The following is a 22087-nucleotide window of genomic DNA, read 5'->3' as shown; positions in this document are numbered from 1 at the left end:
TCTCATGACCCGCCGCCTCACCCGCGAAAACACCCCAACCTGGAGAGACACCTGAAACCACAATCAGACAGAACCCATGGGATCAAACACCCACTCAGGGCCGTCCTGGCGGCCGCCGCCTTACCCCTGGTGATCGCGGGCCTGCTCGTGGCGATCCGGCCCGCCGCGGCCGCGTCGCTGACCCAGGTGACCGGTTTCGGGACCAACCCAACGAACCTGAACATGTACGTCTACGTGCCGGACAGGGTCGCGGCACGGCCGGCGATGCTGGTCATGGTGCACTACTGCACGGGCACCGCCGCCGGGGTCTTCAACAGCGTCGGACGTGACTACGTGGCCGCGGCGGACCGGTACGGGTACGTCATCGTGCTCCCCGAGGCCACCCGTGAGGGACGGTGCTTCGACGTCTCCTCCCCCGCCGCCCTCAGGCGCGACGGCGGTGGCGACCCCACCGGGATCATGTCCATGGCGGCGTGGGCCCGGCAGCGCTACAACGTCGATCCCGCCCGCGTCGTGGTCAGCGGCTTCTCCTCCGGGGCGATGATGACCAACGTGCTCGCCGCCCAGTACCCGGACGTGTTCAGCGCCGCCGCGGCGTTCTCCGGCGTGCCCGCCGGGTGTTTCGCCACCACCAACGGATCGCTGTGGAACAGCCGGTGCTCCGGTGGGAACCTGATCAAGTCCGCGCAGCAGTGGGGCGACCAGGCGCGGGCGATGTATCCCGGGTACACCGGCCGCTACCCGCGGATGCAGCTGTGGCACGGCACCACCGACACCACGCTCGCCTACCCCAACTTCGGCGAGCAGATCAAGCAGTGGACCAACCTGAACGGGGTGGGCCAGGCACCGGTGTTCACCGACACCCCCCGGTCGGGCGTGACCCGGACCCGCTACGGCGCCACCACGACCCAGCCTCCCGTCGAGGCGTTCAGCTTCGCGGGCCACGGGCACTCCCTTCCGCTGGACGGCATGTTCCCGCACGCCCTGGCCTTCCTCGGCCTCGACGGCGGCGTGAACCCGTCCCCCACCCCGACACCGACCGTGTCGCCCACTCCGACTCCGACTCCGACGCCGGGATCGGGTCCGATCCGCGGTGTGGGCTCGAACCGGTGCCTGGACGTCAGCGGCGTCTCACAGGCCAACGGCGCGGCCGTCCAGATCTGGGACTGCAACGGCCAGAACAACCAGCAGTGGACCACCACCACCGCGAACGAACTGCGCGTCTACGGCAACAAGTGCCTCGACGTCAGCAACCAGAGCACCACCGACGGCGCCACCGTCCAGATCTGGGACTGCAACGGCCAGAACAACCAGAAATGGCGCCTCAACACCGACGGCACCATCACCGCCCTCGGCGCGAACAAGTGCCTCGACGTCCCCAACAGCGCCACCGCCAACGGCACCCGCCTCGCCATCTGGACCTGCAACGGCGGCAACAACCAACGCTGGACCAGAGGCTGACAGGCATCGACCCTCCATCCGCATCGAAATTGATGCTACACATCCGAAGAACTATCGGATCCGCGAGCCGACAGAAGGCGAGGAAAAGCCGTCCAGCTGCGATTACGTCCGGAAGACTTCCCACTTCACCACAAGCCGCACCGTGAGAAGTCGGAAATAAGTGGGCTTAAGCTCTTGACGCGCCTCAGCGCACGGAACGTAATTGGTAGCGGAGTCTCCGGGATGCCCCCTGGGCGAACCGGCGGCGTGGACGGACCTCTCCGGGCGACTCGCGGCCGAGCCGTACCGTCCGAGGCTCTCACCCCCCGATGAAGGAGAACCAAGTGATGTCCCCATCCAGACGTGCCGGCGCCCGGACCACCGAGGGGGTCGCGTGATGCCGAAGCGCAGCTCCCTTTTCGGAGCGATCGCGGCCGCGGCGCTCCTCGTCCTGTCCACGGGTCACGCGGCGCTGAGCAACAGCCTCGGCACGACCGTGTCGTCCGCGTCGACCGCGTCGTCCACGGCCGCGGGCGCGCTGGCGCCGACCGCCGGGTGCGGCAAGAACCCGACGCTGGCGAGCGGCACGCACACGATCCAGAGCGGCGGCAAGACCCGCTCCTTCATCCTGCGGCTCCCCGACAACTACAACAACAACACGCCCTACCGGGTGTTCTTCGGGTTCCACTGGCGGGGCGGCACCGCCGGCGAGATCGACTCGGGCGGCACCAGCGGGTACCCCTGGTCCTTCTACGGCATGCGGCAGATGTCGAACAACAACGGCATCTTCATCGCGCCGCAGGGCATCGGCAACGGCTGGGCCAACTCCGGCGGCGAGGACGTGACCCTCGTCGACGACCTGAACAGGCTGCTCGACGCCTCCCTGTGCGTCGACACCACGCAGCGCTTCGCCATGGGCTTCAGCTACGGCGGCGGGATGAGCTACTCGCTCGCCTGCAGCAGGGCGACGGTCTTCCGCGCGGTCGCGGTCTACGCCGGCGCGCAGCTCAGCGGGTGCAGCGGCGGCACACAGCCCATCGCGTACATGGGACTCCACGGCATCAGCGACAACGTCCTCAACATCTCCCAGGGACGGTCGCTGCGCGACAGGTTCGTCCGCAACAACGGCTGCACCGCCCAGAACCCGCCCGAGCCGGGGGCGGGCAGCAGGACGCACATCACCACCACCTACTCGGGGTGCCGGGCCGGGTACCCGGTCGTGTGGGCCGCCTTCGACAACGGGCACATGCCCGGCCCCGTGGACGGGACCTACGCCGAGAGCGGCATCACGACCTGGACCAAGGGCGAGGTGTGGAGGTTCTTCTCGCAGTTCGGGACCGGCCCCGAGCCCACACCGACGCCGACGCCGACCGTGACCCCGACCCCGGGGCCGGGATCGGGTCCGATCCGCGGTGTGGGCTCGAACCGGTGCCTGGACGTCAGCGGCGTCTCACAGGCCAACGGCGCGGCCGTCCAGATCTGGGACTGCAACGGCCAGAACAACCAGCAGTGGACCACCACCACCGCGAACGAACTGCGCGTCTACGGCAACAAGTGCCTCGACGTCAGCAACCAGAGCACCACCGACGGCGCCACCGTCCAGATCTGGGACTGCAACGGCCAGAACAACCAGAAATGGCGCCTCAACACCGACGGCACCATCACCGCCCTCGGCGCGAACAAGTGCCTCGACGTCCCCAACAGCGCCACCGCCAACGGCACCCGCCTCGCCATCTGGACCTGCAACGGCGGCAACAACCAACGCTGGACCAGAGGCTGACCCCTCACCGGCACCTATGAGAAGACACCTGCGGGGATCCCCTGCCGGGGACGGTGACCGTCCCGGCGAGGGATCCCCTGCAGGGGCGGGGCCGTGTCCACCTGCCCGGCCCCGGCAGGCCGGCGCGCCGTCGTGGCCGGACGGGACGCTCCCCGGGCGTGCCGTCCGGGGAGCGTCCCGTGCGTTCTCAGGCCTGTCCCATCCGCTGGCTCTGGCGGCCCAGGCCGTCGATCTCGACGTCCACCACGTCGCCCGCGCGCAGGTACGCGTCCGGGCCCATGCCGAGGGCGACCCCGGCGGGGGTGCCGGTGTTCACCACGTCGCCCGGCTCCAGGACCATGAACTGGCTGAGGTACCAGATCACATGATGAACACCGAAGATCTGGTTCTTGGTGCTGCCGTTCTGCCGGAGCCGCCCGTTGACCCACAGGCGCAGGCCGAGCGCCTGCGGATCGCCCACCTCGTCCGGGGTGACCAGCCACGGGCCCAGCGGGTTGAACGTCTCACACGACTTGCCCTTGTCCCACTGGCCGCCGCGTTCGTTCTGGAACTCCCGCTCGGACACGTCGTTGGCGATCGCGTACCCGGCGATCACGTCCGCCGCCTCCTGCGGGGAGGACAGGTAGCGGGCCGTGCCGCCGAGGACCACCGCCAGCTCGACCTCGTAGTCGGTCTTCACGCTGCCGCGCGGCACCAGGACCTCGTCCTCGGGGCCGACGACCGTGTTGGACGCCTTCATGAAGACCACCGGCTCGGCCGGGACGGCGGCACCGGTCTCCTCCGCGTGGTCGGAGTAGTTCAGCCCGATGCAGACGACCTTCCCCGGCCTGGCCACCGGGGCGCCGATCCGCTCGTACGGCCCGGCCTCGGGCAGGCCGCCCTCGGCGAGGGCGGAACGCACCCGCTCGACGCCTCCTCCGGCGAGGAACGCGCCGTCGATGTCCGCCGTCAGCGCCGACAGGTCCAGCGCCCTGCCGTCGGGTCCCATGACGCAGGGCCGCTCCCGGCCGCGCGGTCCCACCCGGAACAGTTTCACGAAACGCCTTCTTTCCCTTGGTTCGCAGGCATGCCGGTGAGACCGGGCCTGGCGGGTTCATCGGATCGGGCGGGGGCCGCCGCACGCCACGTCCTGGTCGAGCCGTTCGAGCGGGGTCCGCGTTCAGCGCTCCAGGCGCACGGGCTCGTCCGGCCCGCCACGGCGGACGATCCAGGCGTCGGTGATGTGCCTGAACATCGCCTCGGCGGCACCGCCGGGATCGTGGGCGGCGATGCGCTCGTAGATGCGGCGATGGCCGAGGTTGGACGCCACGCACAGGGCCCGCTGGGGCTGGCCCATGTAGCGGGCGGTGTTGACGACCTGGCTCTCCAGGGCCCGCACCACGCCACGGGCGATGCGGTTCCCGGACGCCTGCATGATCGTGTCGTGGAAGGCGAGGTCGTGCTCGGCGTACGTGACATGGTCGTCCACGAGCTCGTCCATCCGGTCCACCAGCGCGCGCAGCCGGTCGACGGTGTCCTGGTCGGCGAGACGGGCGGCGAGGTTCGCCATGTCGGACTCCAGCACGCGCCGGGTGACCACGAGGTCGTCGAGGATCCCCAGGCTGTCGTCCTGGGCGATGGTCGCCGCGAGGACGAGCTCGTCGAGCATGTCCCACATCGTCGGAGGGGTGACCATGGTGCCGCTGCCCTGGCGGATCTGCACCAGCCCCTTCTCCTGAAGGATCTTCACCGCTTCGCGGATGACGGTCCGGCTCACCGAGAAGGCGTCGCAGAGCGCGGGTTCGGGAGGCAGCGGCGTACCCGGGGGGTGCACCCCCCGCACGATGCGCTCCACCAGCTCCGCCGTCACCGCCCTGGCGAGGTTGGCCGGCCGTCGCACCCACGCCGGAGGGGTTGCGACACTCGGGGGCGACTCCTGCGATGTCGTCATATCTCCTCCGGTGCCCCGGCCCGCGCCACGTTTCGACGTCAGTATATGGCACACCTATTGACGTTATACGTCATACGAATTACGTTTCGCCTCACGCAGCGGCCGGGCGAGCCGGCCGTCCTCTGGAAAGTGAACAGCGATGAAGCAGCGAACACTGTGGTCGGCCGCCCTGGTCGCCGGGCTGGCCCTGGCCGGTTGCGGGAGCGCCACCCGGCCCGCGGCGGCGCCGAGCGGCTCCGCGAAGGTCACGAAGCTCGTGGTCTGGGACTGGAAGTCGGGTGACGCGTCCGCGGCCGCCTACGTCCAGAAGGCCAAGGACGCCTTCGCCAAGAAGCACCCCGGCGTCACGGTCGAGTTCGTGGCCCAGCCGTTCGACCAGTACTACACCCTGCTGGGCGCGGCCATCCAGGCCGGCACGGGACCGGACGTCATGCTGTTCAACGGAGGCGGCCAGATCCGCGACCGCGTGAACGCGCTCCTGCCGCTCGACCGGTACCTGGCCGGGGACAGGCAGCGCCTGGCGGGCTGGGACGCGTTCAGCAAGGACGGCGGGACCTACGCCGCGCCGGTGACGCTGCAGGGCCATCCGATCTACTACAACAAGACGCTGTACGAGAAGGCGGGACTCGACGGCCCCGCCACGACCTGGGACGAGTTCCTCGGCGACTGCGCCACCATCAAGCAGAAGACCGGGGCCAGGTGCTTCGCGCTCGGCAACAAGGAGGGCGCCGGCATCCAGTTCTTCATGTCGGGCCTCGGCTCGGGCATCCTGACGGCCAAGGAGTACGACGACTGGATCGCCGGCAAGCGCGACTGGTCCTCCCCCGGTGTGAAGAAGATCTTCAAGCTGTGGAAGGACACCGGCGACGCGAAGCTGAACAACGACGGGGCCAACTCGACCGCGATGTTCAACGACGCCTTCACGATCTTCAACTCCGGCAAGGCCGCCCACATCATCGGCCTGATGTCGGACATCGGGCACTGGAAGGACTTCAGCGAGTTCCTGGGGGCCGACAAGGTCGGCGTCATGCCCTCACCGGTCGTCACCGACGGCACCACCCCGAACCTCCCCTACGACGGCGGCATCGGCTACGCGGTCGCGAAGTGGGCGAAGGACCCGGGGCTGGCCGCCGACATGGTGCGCTCGCTGACCACGACCGACGCCCTGACCTCCTTCTACTCCGAGGCCGGCGCGATCACGTCCGACACCACGATCGACGTGTCGCAGGGCCCCGCGGCCGTCGGCACGATCGTGTCCCAGATCAAGGAGGGCAAGCCCGCCCTGCACGTGGCGTTGTCCTCGAAGACCCTGGACCTGATGGGAAGGCTCTCCCAGCAGCTCCTGAGCGGATCGGCGACCGTCGACGAGGTGGTGGAGCAGCTGGCCGCCTCGGATCGGGCGAGCTGATCGCGTGCCGATCCGAGATTCGTCACCGCTGGTCCGCCCTGCCGTCCCCGGGCGGACCGGCGGAGGAGAGACCGGGCGGCGAGAGCGCCGCGACGGCACCGCGACCGCTCCCCGGCGGGCCTCCCGCACGCTGCGTTCCGAACGCCTCGCGCCCTACGTGCTGGTGGCCCCGGCCCTGCTGATCATCGTCGCGCTGCGGTTGTGGCCGCTGCTGCTGGGCGTCAACTTCTCCTTCACGGGAGACGGCGAGCGCAACGGGACGACGGTCGGCCTCGACAACTACCTGGAGATGTTCCAGGACGCGACGTTCCAGAGCGCGCTGCGCAACGTCGGGCTGCTGGTGCTGCTGCTTCCCGTGGCGGTGGCCATACCGGGGCTGCTCGCGACGTTCGTCTACCTGCGGGTGCCCGGGCACCGGGTCTTCCGCGGCGTCTACTTCTTCCCGGCCGTGCTCTCACCGGTGATCATCGGTGCGATCTTCAACCTCATACTCGCCTTCGACGGCCCGCTGAACACCGCCCTCGCGGCGGTCGGCGCCGGCCCGGTCGACTGGCTCGGCGACCCCGGCGTCGCCATGTTCGCGGTCGTCGGCGTGCACATCTGGGCGACCTTCGGCATGTCCCTGGTGGTGTTCCTCGCCGGGTTCGCCACCCTGGACCCCGCGCTCCTGGACGCGGCCCGGGTGGACGGCGCGTCGCTCCCCCAGATCATCCGGCACGTGATCATCCCGGGCCTGACCCGCACCATCCAGTTCGTCTTCGTGACCACGATGATCGGGATGCTGACGTCCATGTTCGGCCTGCTGTACGTCATGACCAGCGGCGGACCCGAGGGGTCCACCTACCTGCCGGAGTACTACGTCTGGATCCAGCAGGGGCAGATGAACCGCCCCGCGCTCGCCTCGGCCGCGTCGACGGTCCTGTTCCTCGTCATGCTCGTGGTGGGACTCATGCAGATCAGCGTGCTCCGCCGCTCCGGAAGGGAGGACTGATGTCCGGCAGCCGCCTGACCAGGTGGGTGGTCGCCGTCCCGATGGCGCTCCTCGCGCTGGCGACGATCTACCCCCTGGTGTTCACCACCAACGTCGCCATGAAGACCCGGCGCGAGTACGTCCTCGACCGGTTCTCCCCGACGACCTCCCTGCAGTGGGACAACATCGTCACCGCGTGGACCAGCGTCGGCATGGCGCGGTACTTCGCCAACTCGCTCGTCGTGGTGGCGAGCTCGGTGGCCGTCCTGCTGCTGCTGGGGTCGATGGCGGGCTTCGCGCTGAGCCAGCTGCGCTTCCGCGGCTCCAAGGCGCTCTTCCTGGGCTGTCTCGCGGCCCTGTTCGTCCCGTTCCAGGTGATCATGGTGCCGCTCGCCCGGGTCATGGCGGACAGCGGCCTCATCGACACCTACCCGGGACTGATCCTGGCCTACGTCGCGCAGTTCCTGCCGTTCACGATCTTCCTGATGACGAGTTACTACAAGACCGTTCCGGGGGAGATCGTCGACGCGGCGAGGATCGACGGGAACACGACGTACGGCGTCTATCGGCGGATCATGCTGCCGATGGGCACCCCGGCCCTGTTGTCGGTCGGCATCCTCGACGCGCTGTTCTGCTGGAACGACGTCCTCATCTCCCTGCTGATGATGCCGTCGGCCGACCACCGCACCCTCATGGTCGGGGTCACCTCGTTGCGCGGGCAGTACTCCGACGACATCCCCACGTTCGCCTCGGGGGTCCTGATCGCCGCCGTACCGGTCCTGATCGTCTACCTCTTTCTCCAACGCCAGATCGCCGACGGTGTCACCGCCGGTTCCACGAAGGGCTGACATGCGAATCTCGGGGTATCGCACGTTGACGACCGTCCAGGAATGGGGCCGTCCGGTCGGTGACGCCAACGGCGTCTACGCCGACGGGACCGTTCCGGTGCCGATCATCCTGGTGGACACCGACGAGGGGATCACCGGCGCCGGCATCGGGCCGCACGTGGAGCTCGACGGTCTCTTCGCCGCCATCGAGGGCGAGGACCCGCGCGGCGTCACGGCGCTGTACGACCGCATGCTGCGGCAGACCTTCAAGGCGGGTCACGCGGGCGCGGTGTTCGGGACCATCGGCGCGCTCGACACCGCCCTGTGGGACATCAAGGCGAAGGCGGCCGGTGAACCGCTCTGGCGCCTGCTGGGCGGGCGCGACAGGCGGGTCCCCGCCTACGCCTCGGGCCTGGACTTCGGCCTCACCGACGACGAGCTCGTCTCGGCGTACGAGGTCTACGCCCGGCACGGCCTGCGGGCGGCCAAGATCAAGGGTGGCCTCGACATCGAGCGGGACCGGCACCGCCTGACGCTGGTCCAGGAGGTCCTGACCGAGGCCTCACGCGGGACGCGGCCGGGCCTGATGCTCGACGTGAACGAGGCCTGGTCGCGCAAGCAGGCGATCCGGCACGTCCACGAGCTCGAGCGCACCCTGGACCTCATCTGGATCGAGGAGCCCGTCCGGCGCTGGGACGCCGAGGGGCTGGCCGTCGTCGGCCGCGGGATCCGCGCCTCGGTCGCCACCGGGGAGAACCTCACCGGGCTCGAGCAGTACCGTCCGCTGCTGGCCGCGGGGGCCGTCGACATCGTCCAGACGGCCGCGGTCTGGGGGGTCACCCACTTCCTGCGGGTGTCCGCCCTGGCGCACGCCCACGACCTGCCGGTCAGCCCCATCGGCAACATCCCGGTCGGCCTGCTGCACGCCGCGACGTCGGTGCCGAACCACATGGTCAGCGAGCTGCAGGACCTGCGGCCGCCGGTGGGGGTGTCCGCCGACCTGAGCGTCGAGGGCGGCGCGTTCCTCCTCGGGGACTCGCCCGGTCTCGGCCTCACGATCGACGAGGACGCCATCGGGGGGATCACCCGCCGGCCGGGCACCCTGACGGCCGACGGCCCCGGCGTCCGGCCGGAACACGCCGGACGGAGGCTGCTGGCGGTGACCGACACCGGTGTGGCCGACAACGGTCACGTCGCGCAGCAGCGCCTCCTCACCCCCCTGGTCGTGGACGGCCGGCGCCGGCCGCCGAGGTGAGTCCCTCCGGTCCGGTGCGCAGGGCCGTGAGGCCCCGTACGGCCTCGCGGATCCTCTCATCGCGTCTCCTGGTCGGCGGGCTCCGGCCAGAGCCCGTCGGTGACCCCGGTACCGGCCGGGGCCGGGTCGCCGTCGGCCGGGGAGCCCTCCACGTTCTCGAGCACCGAGCGGAGCCACGTCTCGGTCGTGCCGATGTGCACCAGCGCCGCCGCCTGGGCGAGCGTCGCGTCACCGGCGGCCAGGGCGTTGTAGATCGCCTCGTGCTCGGCGATGGTCTTGTGCGAGCTGCCGGCCTCGACCGTGCCGCGCCACACCCGCATCCGCAGGGTACGGCCGGAGATCCCGTCCAGCAGGGTGGAGAGCGTCTCGTTGCCCGTCGCCCGCACCACGGCGCGGTGGAAGGCGGCGTCATGGTGGTTCAGTTTCTCCACGTCGTCACTGGCCGCGCGCATCGCGGCCAGGTGCTCGCCGACCTCGGCGAGCTGTCCGGCGGAGATCAGGGACGCGGCCAGCGCGGTCGCCGCGGGTTCCAGCATACGCCGCACCTGGACGATCTCCAGCAGGGTGTCGTCGCGCAGCAGCTCGACGGCCAGCCCCAGCCCCTCCAGCAGCAGCCGCGGCTCCAGGCTGGTCACGTAGGTGCCGTCGCCCCGCCGTACGTCGAGCACCCGGGCCACGACCAGCGCCTTGACCGCCTCGCGCAACGGGTTGCGGGAGACCCCGAGCAGGGCGGCGAGCTGGTGCTCGGGGGGAAGGCGCGCCCCGGGGGGAAGGTCGCCCGACCGGACGAGCGCCCGGATGCGGGAGATCGCCTCGTCGGTCAGGGACATGGGCACGACCTCCGGTCGCGGGGACGCTCGATCGGTACTCGGGTCACCGCGGGAACATAACAGACATCCCATGTTCGCGCGAGAGGCCGACTCGTTGCAAGGGCGGACATGGGACTCGTTCACGCGGAAGGGCCTGAAATATTCAGATAACTCATCATATTTGCGGTATTTCGCTGGAGGGTCTGGACACGTCGCATGCGGAGGATTACAAAGACATCCCATGTCCATGTGATGAAAATTTCTTCATCATCCGGAAACATTCGATGGAGGTATGCCTTCGTGCGCACCCATCGCCGGAACGGAGCACCGTGACGGAGCTGATCACCGCGGTCGAGGCCCACGACATCCGGTTCCCCACCTCTCGCCACCTCGACGGTTCCGACGCCATGAACCCCGAGCCCGACTACTCCGCCGCCTACGTGATCGTGCGGACCGGCGGCGGGCAGGAAGGGCACGCGCTCGCCTTCACCGTCGGGCGCGGCAACGAGATCGCCGTCGCCGCCGTGGAGTCGCTGGCGCCGCTGGTCACCGGACGGCCGGTGGCCGAGGTGCTCGGCGACCTCGGCGGGACGTCGCGCCGGCTCACCGGCGACAGCCAGCTGCGCTGGCTCGGCCCGGAGAAGGGCGTCGTCCACATGGCGGCCGGGGCCGTGCTCAACGCGCTGTGGGACCTTCGCGCACGCAGGGCGGGCAAGCCGCTGTGGCGGCTGCTGTCGGAGCTGTCACCGGAGGAGATCGTCGACGTCGTCGACTTCCGCTACCTGGAGGAGGTGCTCACCCGGCAGGAGGCGCTGACCATCCTGCGTGACGTCGAGCCGGGCCGCGCCGGGCGCCGCGCACGTCTGCTCGCCGAGGGCTACCCGGCCTACACCACCACCCCCGGCTGGCTCGGCTACACCGACGACAAGCTGGTCCGGCTCGCCAAGGAGGCGGTGGCCGACGGGTTCCGCCTCATCAAGCTGAAGGTCGGCGCCGACCCGGCCGAGGACGTGCGGCGCGTGCGGCTGGCCCGCGAGGCGGTCGGCCCCGACGTGCGCATCGCCGTGGACGCCAACCAGGCGTGGGGCGTCGGCCAGGCGATCGAACGCCTGGCCCCGCTCGCCGAGTTCGACCTGTACTGGATCGAGGAGCCCACCTCCCCCGACGACGTGCTCGGTCACGCCGCCGTCCGCGAGCGGGTCGCGCCCGTCAAGGTCGCCACCGGCGAGCACGCCCACAACCGGGTGATGTTCAAGCAGTTCCTGCAGGCGGGCGCGATCGACGTCCTGCAGCTCGACGCGGCCAGGGTCGCCGGGGTCGGCGAGAACATCGCCATCCTGCTGCTGGCCGCCAGGTTCGGGGTGCCGGTGTGCCCGCACGCGGGCGGCGTCGGCCTGTGCGAGATGGTCCAGCACCTGGCGATGTTCGACTACGTGGCCGTCAGCGGCACCACCGAGGACCGCGTCATCGAGTACATCGACCACCTGCACGAGCACTTCACCGACCCGGTGGTGATCGCGGACGGCCGGTACGTCGCACCCCTCGAACCGGGAGGAGGCGGCGAGATGCACCCGGCGTCGCGCGCCGAGTACGCCTACCCGCACGGCCCCCGGTGGACCGCCGACGCGGCCACCGTCACTGCCACGGCCCCTGTCACCGCCACGGCCGGTGCCACGGCCGCCAGGACCGGGGAGGTGGCGTGATGGGCACCTTCGACGGGCTCACCGCCGTCGTCACCGGCGGCGCCTCCGGCATCGGCCTGGCCACCGCCACCCTGCTGGCCGCGCGGGGGGCCCGCGTGGCCTGCCTCGACCTGTTCCCCGGCGCCCCCGGCGCCCCCGGCGCCCCCGGTGCCCCCGATGGCGTCCCCGGCGTGCCCGAGCCCCTGCTGGGGCTCCGGGCCGACGTGACCGACGACGCGTCGGTGCGGGCCGCCGTGGCCGAGGCCGCGGACCGGCTCGGCGGCATCGACGTCCTGGTGAACAACGCGGGGATCGGCGCCCAGGGCGGGATCGAGGACAACGACGACGACGAATGGCGCCGGGTCTTCGACGTCAACGTGTTCGGCATGGTCCGGGTGGCCAGGGCGGCGCTGCCGTACCTGCGGGCCTCACGGGCCGCGGCGATCGTGAACACCTGCTCCATCGCGGCGACCGCCGGGCTGCCGCAGCGCGTCCTGTACTCCTCCACCAAGGGCGCGGTGCTGTCCATGACGCGGGCCATGGCGGCCGACCTGGTCGCCGACGGCGTCCGCGTCAACTGCGTCAACCCCGGCACCGCCGACACCCCGTGGGTGAACCGGTTGCTGGAGGCCGCCCCCGACCCCGAGGAGGAGCGCCGGGCGCTCTCCGCGCGCCAGCCGATGGGCCGCCTGGTCTCGGCGGACGAGGTGGCCGAGGCCGTCGCGTACCTGGCGAGCCCTCTGTCCGGCTCGACCACGGGCACCGACCTGGCCGTGGACGGCGGCATGCACGGCCTTCGGCTGCGACCGAGCACAGGAAAGGAACGACCATGAGACGAGGACTCGCCCTGGGAGCGGCCGTCGCCCTGGCGGCCGGGCTGACCGGCGCCTGCGGGGGCGACGCCGGCGATGGTGCCGGCGGCACGGCGGCCGCCCCGGCGGGCGGCAAGCCGGTCGTCGGGGTGGACTACCCCCGCTCCGACACCGACTTCTGGAACTCCTTCATCACGTACGTCCCCCGGTTCGGCACCGAGAACGGCCTGGAGCTGAAGACCACCAACTCCCAGAACGACATCTCCACGCTCACCGCCAACGTGCAGAGCCTCATCGGCCAGGGCGTCAAGGGCCTCGTGCTGGCACCGCAGGACACCGCCGCCGTGGCCCCCACCCTCCAGCAGCTCACCGCCAAGAAGATCCCCGTCGTCATGGTCGACACCCGCCCCGAGCAGGGCGACGCCTACATGGTGGTGCGCGCCGACAACCAGGCCTACGGCCGGAAGGCGTGCACGTTCCTCGGCGAGAAGCTGTCCGGCAAGGGCAAGGTCGTGATGCTCCAGGGCGACCTGGCCTCCATCAACGGCCGCGACCGCACCGAGGCGTTCAACGAGTGCATGAAGGCCGACTACCCCGGCATCACGGTGTTCGGCGAGGCCACCAACTGGGACGGCGCCGTCGCCTCGCAGAAACTGCAGACGCAGCTCACCGCCAACCCCGACATCAAGGGCGTCTACATGCAGTCGAGCTTCGCCCTGGCGGGCACCCTCCAGGTGCTCAAGCAGCGCGGCCTGCTGGTCCCGCCGTCCGACCCCGAGCACGTCTTCGTCATCTCCAACGACGGCATCCCCCAGGAACTGAAGGAGATCGCCGCCGGCACCATCGACGCCACCGTCTCGCAACCGGCCGACCAGTACGCCAGGTACGCGCTGCAGTACACCAAGGCCGCCATCGAGGGGAAGACGTTCAAGCCCGGCCCCACCGACCACGACAGCACCATCGTCCAGGTGCGTCCCGGCCTGCTGGAGGACCAGCTCTCCGCTCCCCTGGTCACCGCCGACGGCGGCACCTACGGCGGCGTCCCGAGCGTCAAGGCGGACGACGCCTCGCTGTGGGGCAACACCCTTGGCCGCTGACCCGGCGCCCGCCCCCGTCGTCGAGGCGGCGGGCGTCACCAAACGGTACGGCGAGACCGTCGCGCTGGACCGCGCCGGGATCCAGGTCATGCCCGGCCGGACCCACGCCCTGATCGGCCGCAACGGGGCCGGGAAGTCCACCCTGGTGTCGATCCTCACCGGCCTGACGTCCCCCGACGAGGGCGAGGTGCGGTTCGGCGGCGAACCCGCCCCGCGCCCGGCCGACCGCGACGCCTGGCGGCGGCGGGTGGCCTGCGTCTACCAGAAGTCCACGATCATCCCCGAGCTGACCGTGGCGGAGAACCTCTACCTGCACCGCCACGACCTGAACCGGTTCGGGCTGGTCCGCTGGGGCGCGCTGCGGCGCAAGGCGGCCGCGCTGCTCGCCGGCTGGTCGGTGGACGTCGACGTACGCCTGCCTGCCGGCGAGCTGGACGTCGAGCAGCGGCAGTTCGTGGAGATCGCCCGTGCGCTGTCCTTCGGCGCCCGGTTCATCATCCTCGACGAGCCGACCGCCCAGCTCGACGCCGCCGCCATCGCCCGGCTGTTCACCCGCATCCGCGCCCTGCAGGAACAGGGGGTGACCTTCCTGTTCATCAGCCACCACCTGCAGGAGATCTACGAGATCTGCGACACGGTCACGGTCTTCCGCGACGCCCGGCACATCCTGACCACCGCGGTGGCCGACCTGACCCACGCCGAGCTGGTGGCGGCGATGGCGGGAGAGGCCACCGGCCTGGCCGCCGCGCTCCCCCGGGCGTCCGTGCCCGCCGACGCCGGCGAGGTGCTCGGCGTGCGCGGCCTGTCGTACGGCGACGCCTACCGGGAGGTCGACCTGCACGTCCGGGCCGGTGAGATCGTCGGCCTGGCGGGCGCGGCGGCCAGCGGCCGGACCGAGCTGGCCGAGACCGTCGCCGGGCTGCGCGCGGCCGACGCGGGCGCGATCGAGGTCGCCGGCCGTCGTCCCCGTCCCGGCAGCGTGCCCGACGCGCTCGCCGCGGGTGTCGGCTTCGTTCCCCGCGACCGGCACCACCAGGGGTTCGTCCCGATGATGTCGATCGCCGACAACGCCACCATGACCGTGCCCGAACGGCTCGGCGAGGCCGGTCTGATCAGCGGCCGTCGGCGTGACCGGCTGGCCAGGACCCTGATCACCAACCTGGCGATCAAGACCCCCGGCCCCGGCCTGCCCGTGACGGGCCTGTCCGGCGGCAACCAGCAGAAGGTCGTCATGGCCAGGGCACTGGCCTCCGACCCCCGGCTGCTCGTGCTGATCACCCCCACCGCCGGGGTGGACGTGAAGTCCAAGGAGTTCCTGCTCGGCAAGGTCGAGGAGACCGCAGCCGGGGGAAGCGGCGTGCTGATCGCCTCGGACGAGCTCGACGACCTGCGGCTGTGCGACCGGCTGCTGGTGATGTTCCAGGGCCGCCTCGTCACGGAGATGGCCGCGGGATGGCACGACCACGACGTGGTGGCGGCCATGGAAGGAGTCCGGCTCGACACCCCCGACGCCCCCGACACCCCCTACACCCCGGATGCCCCCGATGTCTGAGAAGACCCTCACGCCCGCCCCGGAGAGCGCCGCCCCCCGGCGGGAACGGCCGCGGGTGCGGCCGGCCGGGCTGCGCGACTTCGCGCTGATCCCCGCGATCGTCGTGATCGCCGTCGTCGGCCGGATCGTCCACCCGATCTTCCTGCAGCCCGACAACCTGATCAACATCCTGCAGACCATGTCGGAGATATCGCTGCTGGTCCTGGCGCAGACGATCGTCCTGGTCGCCGGCAGGATGGACCTCTCGCTGGAGTCGACCTTCGGTCTCGCGCCGGGCGTGGCCGCCTGGCTGACCGTGGCCGTCGGCTCGGGCGCCGGGATGGGCGTGCTGCCGGGCGTCTGGGCGATCCCGGTCACCCTGGCCGTCGGCGCGCTGATCGGCGCGATCAACGCCCTGCTGATCGTGCGGTTCGGGCTCAACGGCTTCATCGTCACCCTCGGCATGCTGATCGTGCTGCGCGGCCTGCTCACCGGCGTCTCCGGCGGCCAGACCTTCTTCAACCTGCCGCCGTCGATGCTCTACCTCGGCTCGGCCCTGTGGCTCGGCGTGCCCGCCTCGATCTGGCTGTGCCTGCTGCTGTTCGCCTTCGGCGTCGTACTGCTCGGCTTCACCCGCTACGGCCGCGCCCTGTACGCCATCGGCGGCAACGTGGACGCGGCCAAGGCCGCCGGCATCCGTACCGGCCGGGTGCTGTGGACCGCCCTGGTGGGCGCGAGCCTGCTCGCCGCCCTCGGCGGCCTGCTGCTGTCGGGACGTCTCGCCTCGGTGGCCGCCGGTCAGGGCGACGGCGCCATCTTCACCGTGTTCGCCGCGGCCGTCATCGGAGGCGTCAGCCTCAACGGCGGCAAGGGCACCGTGTTCGGCGCGTTCACCGGCATCCTGCTCCTCTACATGATCCAGAACGTCCTCACCCTGGCGGGTGTGCCCGCCCAGTGGATCCAGGCCCTCAACGGCGCCATCATCCTCATCGCCCTCATCCTGTCCCGGCTGACCGGAGGCAAGGTCCAGGAATAACCCCTCCCGCTCCTCCGCCCTGGCACCTCCAGGCGCCACACCCCCTACCGATGGGAACGACATGTCCGACGAGAACCACCTGTCACGCAGGCGACTGATGCAGATCGGAACAGCCGGGGCCGGGGCCCTGCTGTTACCGCTGCAGTGGACCGCTGCCGCGCGGGCCGCCTCGGCCCCCCCTGCGGCGGTCAGAGCCGCCGGCGACCTGGCCCTGTGGTACGACGAGAGCGCCGGCACCGACTGGCTGCGCGCGCTCCCGATCGGCAACGGCCGCCTGGGCGCCATGGTGTTCGGCAACGTCGACACCGAGCGGCTGCAGCTCAACGAGGACACCGTCTGGGCCGGTGGCCCCTACGACCAGAGCAACACCAGAGGCGCGGGCGCGCTCGGGCAGATCCGGCAGCTGGTCTTCCAGAACCAGTGGGCCCAGGCCCAGACCCTGATCGACCAGAACATGCTCGGCAGCCCCGCGGGCCAGCTGGCCTACCAGACCGTGGGCAACCTGCGGCTCGCGTTCGGCAACGCCTCCGGGGTCTCGGAGTACAACCGCTACCTGGACCTGACCACGGCCACCACGACGGTGTCGTACCTGAAGAACGGCGTGCGCCACCAGCGCGAGACGTTCGCGAGCGCGCCGGACCAGGTGATCGTCATGCGCCTGACCGCCGACAGGCCCGGCTCGATCTCGTTCTCCGCGACGTTCGACAGCCCCCAGCAGACGACGCGGTCCAGCCCGGACTCCACGACGGTGGCGCTCAGCGGCGTCTCGGGCACCATGGAGGGCAAGACCGGCGCGGTCCGCTTCACGGGCCTGGCCAAGGCCGTCATCGAGGGCGGCACCGTCACCAGCTCCGGCGGCACGCTGCAGGTGACGTCCGCGAACAGCGTGACGGTGCTGATCTCCATCGGCTCCGGCTACCGCACCTTCCGCGACGTCGGCGGCGACCACCAGGGCATCGCGCGCCAGCATCTGAACGCCGCCGCCGCCAGGAGCCACACCGATCTGCGCGACCGGCACGTGGCCGACTACCAGCGGCTGTTCGGGCGTACGACGCTGGAGCTGGGCCGCACCCCGGCGGCCGACCAGCCGACCGACGTGCGGATCGCGCAGCACAACAGCGTCAACGACCCGCAGTTCTCGGTGCTGCTGTTCCAGTTCGGCCGGTACCTGCTGATCTCCTCCTCCCGGCCCGGCACCCAGCCGGCCAACCTGCAGGGCATCTGGAACGACTCGCTGGCGCCGTCCTGGGACTCGAAGTACACCGTCAACGCCAACCTGCCGATGAACTACTGGCCGGCCGACACGACGAACCTGTCGGAGTGCTTCGAGCCGGTGTTCAGGATGATCGGCGACCTCACGGTCACCGGCGCCCGCACGGCCCAGGTCCAGTACAACGCCGGCGGCTGGGTGACCCACCACAACACCGACGCGTGGCGGGGCAGCTCCGTCGTCGACGGCGCGTTCTGGGGCATGTGGCAGACCGGCGGCGCGTGGCTGGCCACCCTGATCTGGGAGCACTACACCTTCACCGGCGACGTCGAGTTCCTGCGGCGGTACTACCCGGCGATGAAGGGCGCCGCGCAGTTCTTCCTCGACACCCTCGTGCAGGAACCGAGCCTCGGGTTCCTGGTCACGAACCCGTCGAACTCCCCGGAGCTGGCCCACCACAACGGCGTCAGCGTCTGCGCCGGCCCCACGATGGACAACCAGATCCTGCGCGACCTGTTCAACGGCTGCGCCAAGGCCGCCCAGGTGCTCGGGGTCGACTCCGACTTCAGGACGCGGGTCCTGGCCACCCGGGACCGGCTCCCCCCGATGAAGACCGGCTCGCGCGGCAACATCCAGGAGTGGCTGTACGACTGGATCGAGACCGAGCCCGCCCACCGGCACATCTCCCACCTGTACGGCCTGCACCCCGGCAACCAGATCACCAAGCGCGGCACCCCCACCCTGTACAACGCCGCGCGGCGGACCCTGGAGCTGCGCGGCGACGACGGGACCGGCTGGTCGCTCGCCTGGAAGATCAACTACTGGGCGCGGATGGAGGAGGGCGCCCGCGCGCACACCCTGATCCGCCTGCTGGTGACGACGGCCCGGCTCGCGCCGAACATGTTCGACCTGCATCCCCCGTTCCAGATCGACGGCAACTTCGGCGCCACCTCCGGTATCGCGGAGATGCTCCTGCACAGCCACAACGGCGAGCTGCACGTGCTCCCGGCGCTGCCGTCCGCCTGGCCGGCCGGGAAGGTGCGGGGCCTGCGGGGGCGTGGCGGCTACACCGTGGACACGACGTGGAGTTCCGGCGCGGCCACCGAGATCCTCGTCAGGTTCGACCGTGACGGGACCGTCAACGTCCGCAACCGGATCTTCACCGGCACCCACCAGGTGGTCGACGTCGCGAGCGGCGCCGCCGTCGCCGTCACCAAGCCCGAGGCCGACGTCGTCGCGCTGACCGGCCAGGCGGGCCGCACGTACCGGCTGACCGGGACCGGCGTGCCGCAGCCCACCTACGCGCGGATCACCAACGGCACCACGGGCCTGGCCCTGGACAGCGGCGGCAACGTCGCCTCCGGGTCGAACCTCAAGCAGTGGAACTACGACGGCAGCACCAACCTGCAGTGGCAGCTCGTCGATCTGGGCGGCGGCTGGTACCGCATCGTCAACCGCACCAACGGCATGGTCATCGACAGCTGGGGCAACGCCGCCAACGGCGCCGTCGCCCGGCAGGCGGCCTGGGGCGGCGGCAACAACCAGCAGTGGCGCCTGGCCGACGTGGGCAACGGCCGCCACCAGATCGTCAACCGCGGAACCGGCACGGCCCTCGACGGCATGGGCAACGCCACCGCCGGTTCCACCGTGGCCATGTGGGCCCCGAACGGCAACACCAACAACCAGTGGACCGTCACGGGCGTATGACGGCCGGCCACCCGCCGGACCCGATCCGCGTGCGCTTCGCCGCAGGCCACGCCGTGGTGAAGGACATCCCGGTGCGTGCGTCGCGCTCCGGGACGGCCCGGCACCCGCGCATCACTGTTCGCGTTAACACCGTCGCGGCCGGTGCAGGGCTCGCGCCGGGAGGACGCCGGGGTGCCGCGTCCTCCCGGTCGCGGTCGTTCCCGCTGCTCCCGGCCGTCGCGGCCGCCTTCTCCGAGGGGCGGGGCGGTCGTCGATCCGGCGGACGTCCGGGGCCGGCCGGGAGGGAGACCACCCCTCCCGGCGACCCGGCCGCGGACATCGGACGGATTCACCCCGAAGCTTACGGACGTGACGGCGTAACTTCTGTGAAACTTTCATCTTTCCGGGCGTCGCCACCTGAGCCCGCTCCGGACGAATGGCCAGGCAGCGGAGCGTGCAGGGGGCGGCGGCCGGGCCGACGGGGATCACGGCTCGTTGACGCCGACCGGCCGGTCGTATGTACTCCGCGACATCACCCCCCTCAGGAGCAGGCCATGAAAACCTCGAACTTCGAATGTTAGCGATAACAATTTTCGGTGACCGACACCCGACCCCCCAGGTCCGGTCTCCCGGGCGCACACGGCCACGGCCGGCCGCCGACCGCATCACCGGCGGCGCGACCACCCCGCGATCCCCCGAACCTGACCATCGCTAGGAGTGACATCGATGAGAAGACACCGAGCACGTGCACTGCTGGCCCTGACGGCGCTGACCATGGCGCTCACCCCCGCCACCCAGGCGCAGGCGCTGGAGAACGGCGTGGGCCGGACCCCGCCGATGGGGTGGAACACCTGGAACACCTTCGGCTGCAACATCAACGAGACCCTGATCAAGCAGACGGCCGACGCCCTGGTCAGCAACGGCATGCGCGACCTGGGATACCAGTACGTCGTCGTCGACGACTGCTGGATGGACCCCAACCGCGACTCCGCCGGCAACCTCCAGCCCAACCTGTCACGGTTCCCCAGCGGCATGAAGGCGCTCGGTGACTACCTGCACGCCCGGGGGCTGAAGTTCGGCATCTACCAGGCCCCCCTGGACAAGACCTGCGCCCAGTACTTCAACTCCTACCCGGGCGCGACCGGCAGCCTCAACCACGAGGTCCAGGACGCCCGGCAGTTCGCCGCCTGGGGCGTCGACTACCTGAAGCACGACTGGTGCTCCCCCACCGGCACCATCAACGACCAGGTGCGCATCTTCGCCAAGATGCGCGACGCCCTGGCCGCGACCGGACGGCCGATCCTCTACAGCATCAACCCCAACAGCATCCACGAGAAGACCGGCCCGCAACGCAACTGGGGCGACATCGCCAACATCTGGCGGACCACCGAGGACATCACCAACAAGTGGGACACCGGCCAGACCAACGGCTACCCGATGGGCATCCAGAACATCGTCAACGTCACCGTCCCGCTGGCCTCGTACGCCAAGCCCGGCCAGTTCAACGACCCCGACATGATGGAGGTCGGCCGCGGCGGCATGACCGACACCGAGATGCGCAGCCACTTCGCGCTGTGGGCCATGATGGCCTCGCCGCTGATCGCCGGGAACGACGTCCGGAACATGGACAGCGCGACCACCACGATCCTGAAGAACCAGAACCTGATCGCCATCAACCAGGACACGCTCGGCCTGCAGGCCACCCAGGTCAGCAACGACGGAACGCGCCGCATCCTGGCCAAGCGGCTGAGCAACGGCGACGTCGCGGTCGCCCTGTTCAACCAGGGCGGCAGCACGACCACGATCAGCACCACCGCGGCCGCCATCGGCCTGGTCGGCAACTCCTTCAACCTGCGCGACGCCTGGACCAACGCGGTCACCACGACCAGCGGGAGCATCTCGGCGAGCGTCCCGTCGCACGGCACCGTCGTGTTCCGGGTCAGCGGCGGCAAGCCCGGCCCCGACCCCACGCCCACCCCCACGGCCTCCCCGTCCACGTCCCGCATCCAGGGGGTGGGGTCGGGCCGGTGCCTCGACGTGACCGGAGCCTCCCAGGCCAACGGCACCCTGGTGAACATCTGGGACTGCAACGGCCAGAGCAACCAGCAGTGGACCTCCACGGCCGCCGGTGAGCTGCGGGTCTACGGCAACAAGTGTCTGGACGTCAACAACAACGGCACCGCCGACGGCACGGGCGTCCTCATCTGGGACTGCAACGGGCAGAACAACCAGAAGTGGCGCTTCAACTCCGACGGCACCATCACCGCCCTCGGTTCGAACAAGTGCCTGGACGTGCCCGGCAACTCCACCGCCAACGGCGTCAAGCTCCAGATCTGGACCTGTAACGGCGGTACCAACCAGCGCTGGAACCGCACCTGATCACGACCCCCCACGGTCCGGTTCCCCGTACCGCGTGAACCCCCGGAGCCCTTCCGCCGCCGTGTCCCCGCACACGGCGGCGGAAGGCCGGCGGCTCACCTGGCCTTCGCCGCCGATCCGGTACGGCGGCCGGCCCCCCCCCCCCCGCCGGGGGGGGGGGCCGGGCCCCCCCCGGCCCCCCCCCCCCCCCGGGCCGGGCCCCCCCCCCCCCCCCCCCACCCCCATGTTTACAGAA

At 70.7% G+C, this 22087-nt stretch carries 16 protein-coding genes; 13 read left to right on the top strand and 3 right to left on the bottom strand.

What is annotated here, in order from left to right:
- Positions 1-129 precede the first annotated feature (129 nt).
- Both ACIBCT_RS37760 and ACIBCT_RS37755 read left to right on the top strand, forming a co-directional pair.
- Entirely contained in the window at positions 130-1461 is a 1332-nt protein-coding gene (locus tag ACIBCT_RS37760; RefSeq protein ID WP_399196822.1) for a PHB depolymerase family esterase, read from the top strand.
- Positions 1462-1837: 376 nt separating this feature from the next.
- Positions 1838-3220 (top strand): lectin, encoded by a 1383-nt coding sequence (locus ACIBCT_RS37755; protein WP_399196821.1) that lies wholly within the window; start codon positions 1838-1840, stop codon positions 3218-3220.
- A 187-nt stretch (positions 3221-3407) separates the two neighbouring features.
- On the opposite strand, the gene ACIBCT_RS37750 is transcribed toward ACIBCT_RS37755, so the two are convergent.
- Positions 3408-4256 carry a fumarylacetoacetate hydrolase family protein gene (locus tag ACIBCT_RS37750; protein ID WP_399196820.1) on the bottom strand — a complete coding sequence of 283 codons (849 nt, stop codon included), beginning with the start codon at positions 4254-4256 and terminating at the stop codon, positions 3408-3410.
- Positions 4257-4379: 123 nt separating this feature from the next.
- Positions 4380-5150: a FadR/GntR family transcriptional regulator gene (locus ACIBCT_RS37745; protein WP_399196819.1), complete on the bottom strand. Its 771-nt coding sequence runs from the start codon at positions 5148-5150 to the stop codon at positions 4380-4382.
- 139 nt (positions 5151-5289) lie between these two features.
- On the opposite strand from ACIBCT_RS37745, the gene ACIBCT_RS37740 reads away from it, so the two are divergent.
- The 4 genes from ACIBCT_RS37740 to ACIBCT_RS37725 are packed head-to-tail and all read left to right on the top strand — an operon-like array spanning position 5290 to position 9610.
- Positions 5290-6558 carry an ABC transporter substrate-binding protein gene (locus ACIBCT_RS37740; RefSeq protein ID WP_399196817.1) on the top strand — a complete coding sequence of 423 codons (1269 nt, stop codon included), beginning with the start codon at positions 5290-5292 and terminating at the stop codon, positions 6556-6558.
- A 4-nt stretch (positions 6559-6562) separates the two neighbouring features.
- Positions 6563-7549 (top strand): carbohydrate ABC transporter permease, encoded by a 987-nt coding sequence (locus tag ACIBCT_RS37735; protein ID WP_399196816.1) that lies wholly within the window; start codon positions 6563-6565, stop codon positions 7547-7549.
- Positions 7549-8376 carry a carbohydrate ABC transporter permease gene (locus ACIBCT_RS37730; protein WP_399196815.1) on the top strand — a complete coding sequence of 276 codons (828 nt, stop codon included), beginning with the start codon at positions 7549-7551 and terminating at the stop codon, positions 8374-8376. The genes ACIBCT_RS37735 and ACIBCT_RS37730 overlap by 1 nt, the downstream gene beginning before the upstream one ends.
- Positions 8377-8401: 25 nt before the next feature.
- Complete coding sequence (locus ACIBCT_RS37725; RefSeq protein WP_399196814.1) at positions 8402-9610, top strand: mandelate racemase/muconate lactonizing enzyme family protein; 1209 nt, start codon at positions 8402-8404, stop codon at positions 9608-9610.
- Between the two features lie 56 nt (positions 9611-9666).
- Here ACIBCT_RS37725 and ACIBCT_RS37720 read toward each other — a convergent pair whose 3' ends face one another.
- On the bottom strand, positions 9667-10440 hold the full coding sequence (locus tag ACIBCT_RS37720; RefSeq protein ID WP_399196813.1) for a FadR/GntR family transcriptional regulator: 774 nt from the start codon (positions 10438-10440) through the stop codon (positions 9667-9669).
- Positions 10441-10748: 308 nt separating this feature from the next.
- Between ACIBCT_RS37720 and ACIBCT_RS37715 the strand changes: the two genes are divergently transcribed.
- From ACIBCT_RS37715 to ACIBCT_RS37685, 7 genes are all read left to right on the top strand, one after another.
- Positions 10749-12122, top strand: a complete 1374-nt coding sequence (locus tag ACIBCT_RS37715) for an enolase C-terminal domain-like protein (protein ID WP_399196812.1) — start codon at positions 10749-10751, stop codon at positions 12120-12122.
- Complete coding sequence (locus tag ACIBCT_RS37710; protein ID WP_399196811.1) at positions 12122-12934, top strand: SDR family NAD(P)-dependent oxidoreductase; 813 nt, start codon at positions 12122-12124, stop codon at positions 12932-12934. The genes ACIBCT_RS37715 and ACIBCT_RS37710 overlap by 1 nt, the downstream gene beginning before the upstream one ends.
- The gene (locus ACIBCT_RS37705; protein WP_399196810.1) at positions 12931-14010 is read left to right on the top strand and encodes a sugar ABC transporter substrate-binding protein; all 1080 of its coding nucleotides are present in this window, start codon (positions 12931-12933) and stop codon (positions 14008-14010) included. The genes ACIBCT_RS37710 and ACIBCT_RS37705 overlap by 4 nt, the downstream gene beginning before the upstream one ends.
- Entirely contained in the window at positions 14000-15562 is a 1563-nt protein-coding gene (locus tag ACIBCT_RS37700) for a sugar ABC transporter ATP-binding protein (protein WP_399196809.1), read from the top strand. The genes ACIBCT_RS37705 and ACIBCT_RS37700 overlap by 11 nt, the downstream gene beginning before the upstream one ends.
- Positions 15555-16577, top strand: a complete 1023-nt coding sequence (locus tag ACIBCT_RS37695) for an ABC transporter permease (protein ID WP_399196808.1) — start codon at positions 15555-15557, stop codon at positions 16575-16577. Before ACIBCT_RS37700 ends, ACIBCT_RS37695 begins: the two co-directional genes overlap by 8 nt.
- Before the next feature lie 61 nt (positions 16578-16638).
- Complete coding sequence (locus ACIBCT_RS37690; protein WP_399196807.1) at positions 16639-19494, top strand: glycosyl hydrolase family 95 catalytic domain-containing protein; 2856 nt, start codon at positions 16639-16641, stop codon at positions 19492-19494.
- 705 nt (positions 19495-20199) lie between these two features.
- On the top strand, positions 20200-21852 hold the full coding sequence (locus ACIBCT_RS37685) for a glycoside hydrolase family 27 protein (RefSeq protein ID WP_399196806.1): 1653 nt from the start codon (positions 20200-20202) through the stop codon (positions 21850-21852).
- The last annotated feature ends 235 nt before the right edge of the window (positions 21853-22087 follow it).

The organism is Streptosporangium sp. NPDC050855 (assembly GCF_044456585.1).
Taxonomy (GTDB): domain Bacteria; phylum Actinomycetota; class Actinomycetes; order Streptosporangiales; family Streptosporangiaceae; genus Streptosporangium; species Streptosporangium longisporum.
The sequence above is the reverse complement of the archived record's forward strand: the minus strand, read 5'-3'. Positions and strand labels throughout refer to the sequence as shown.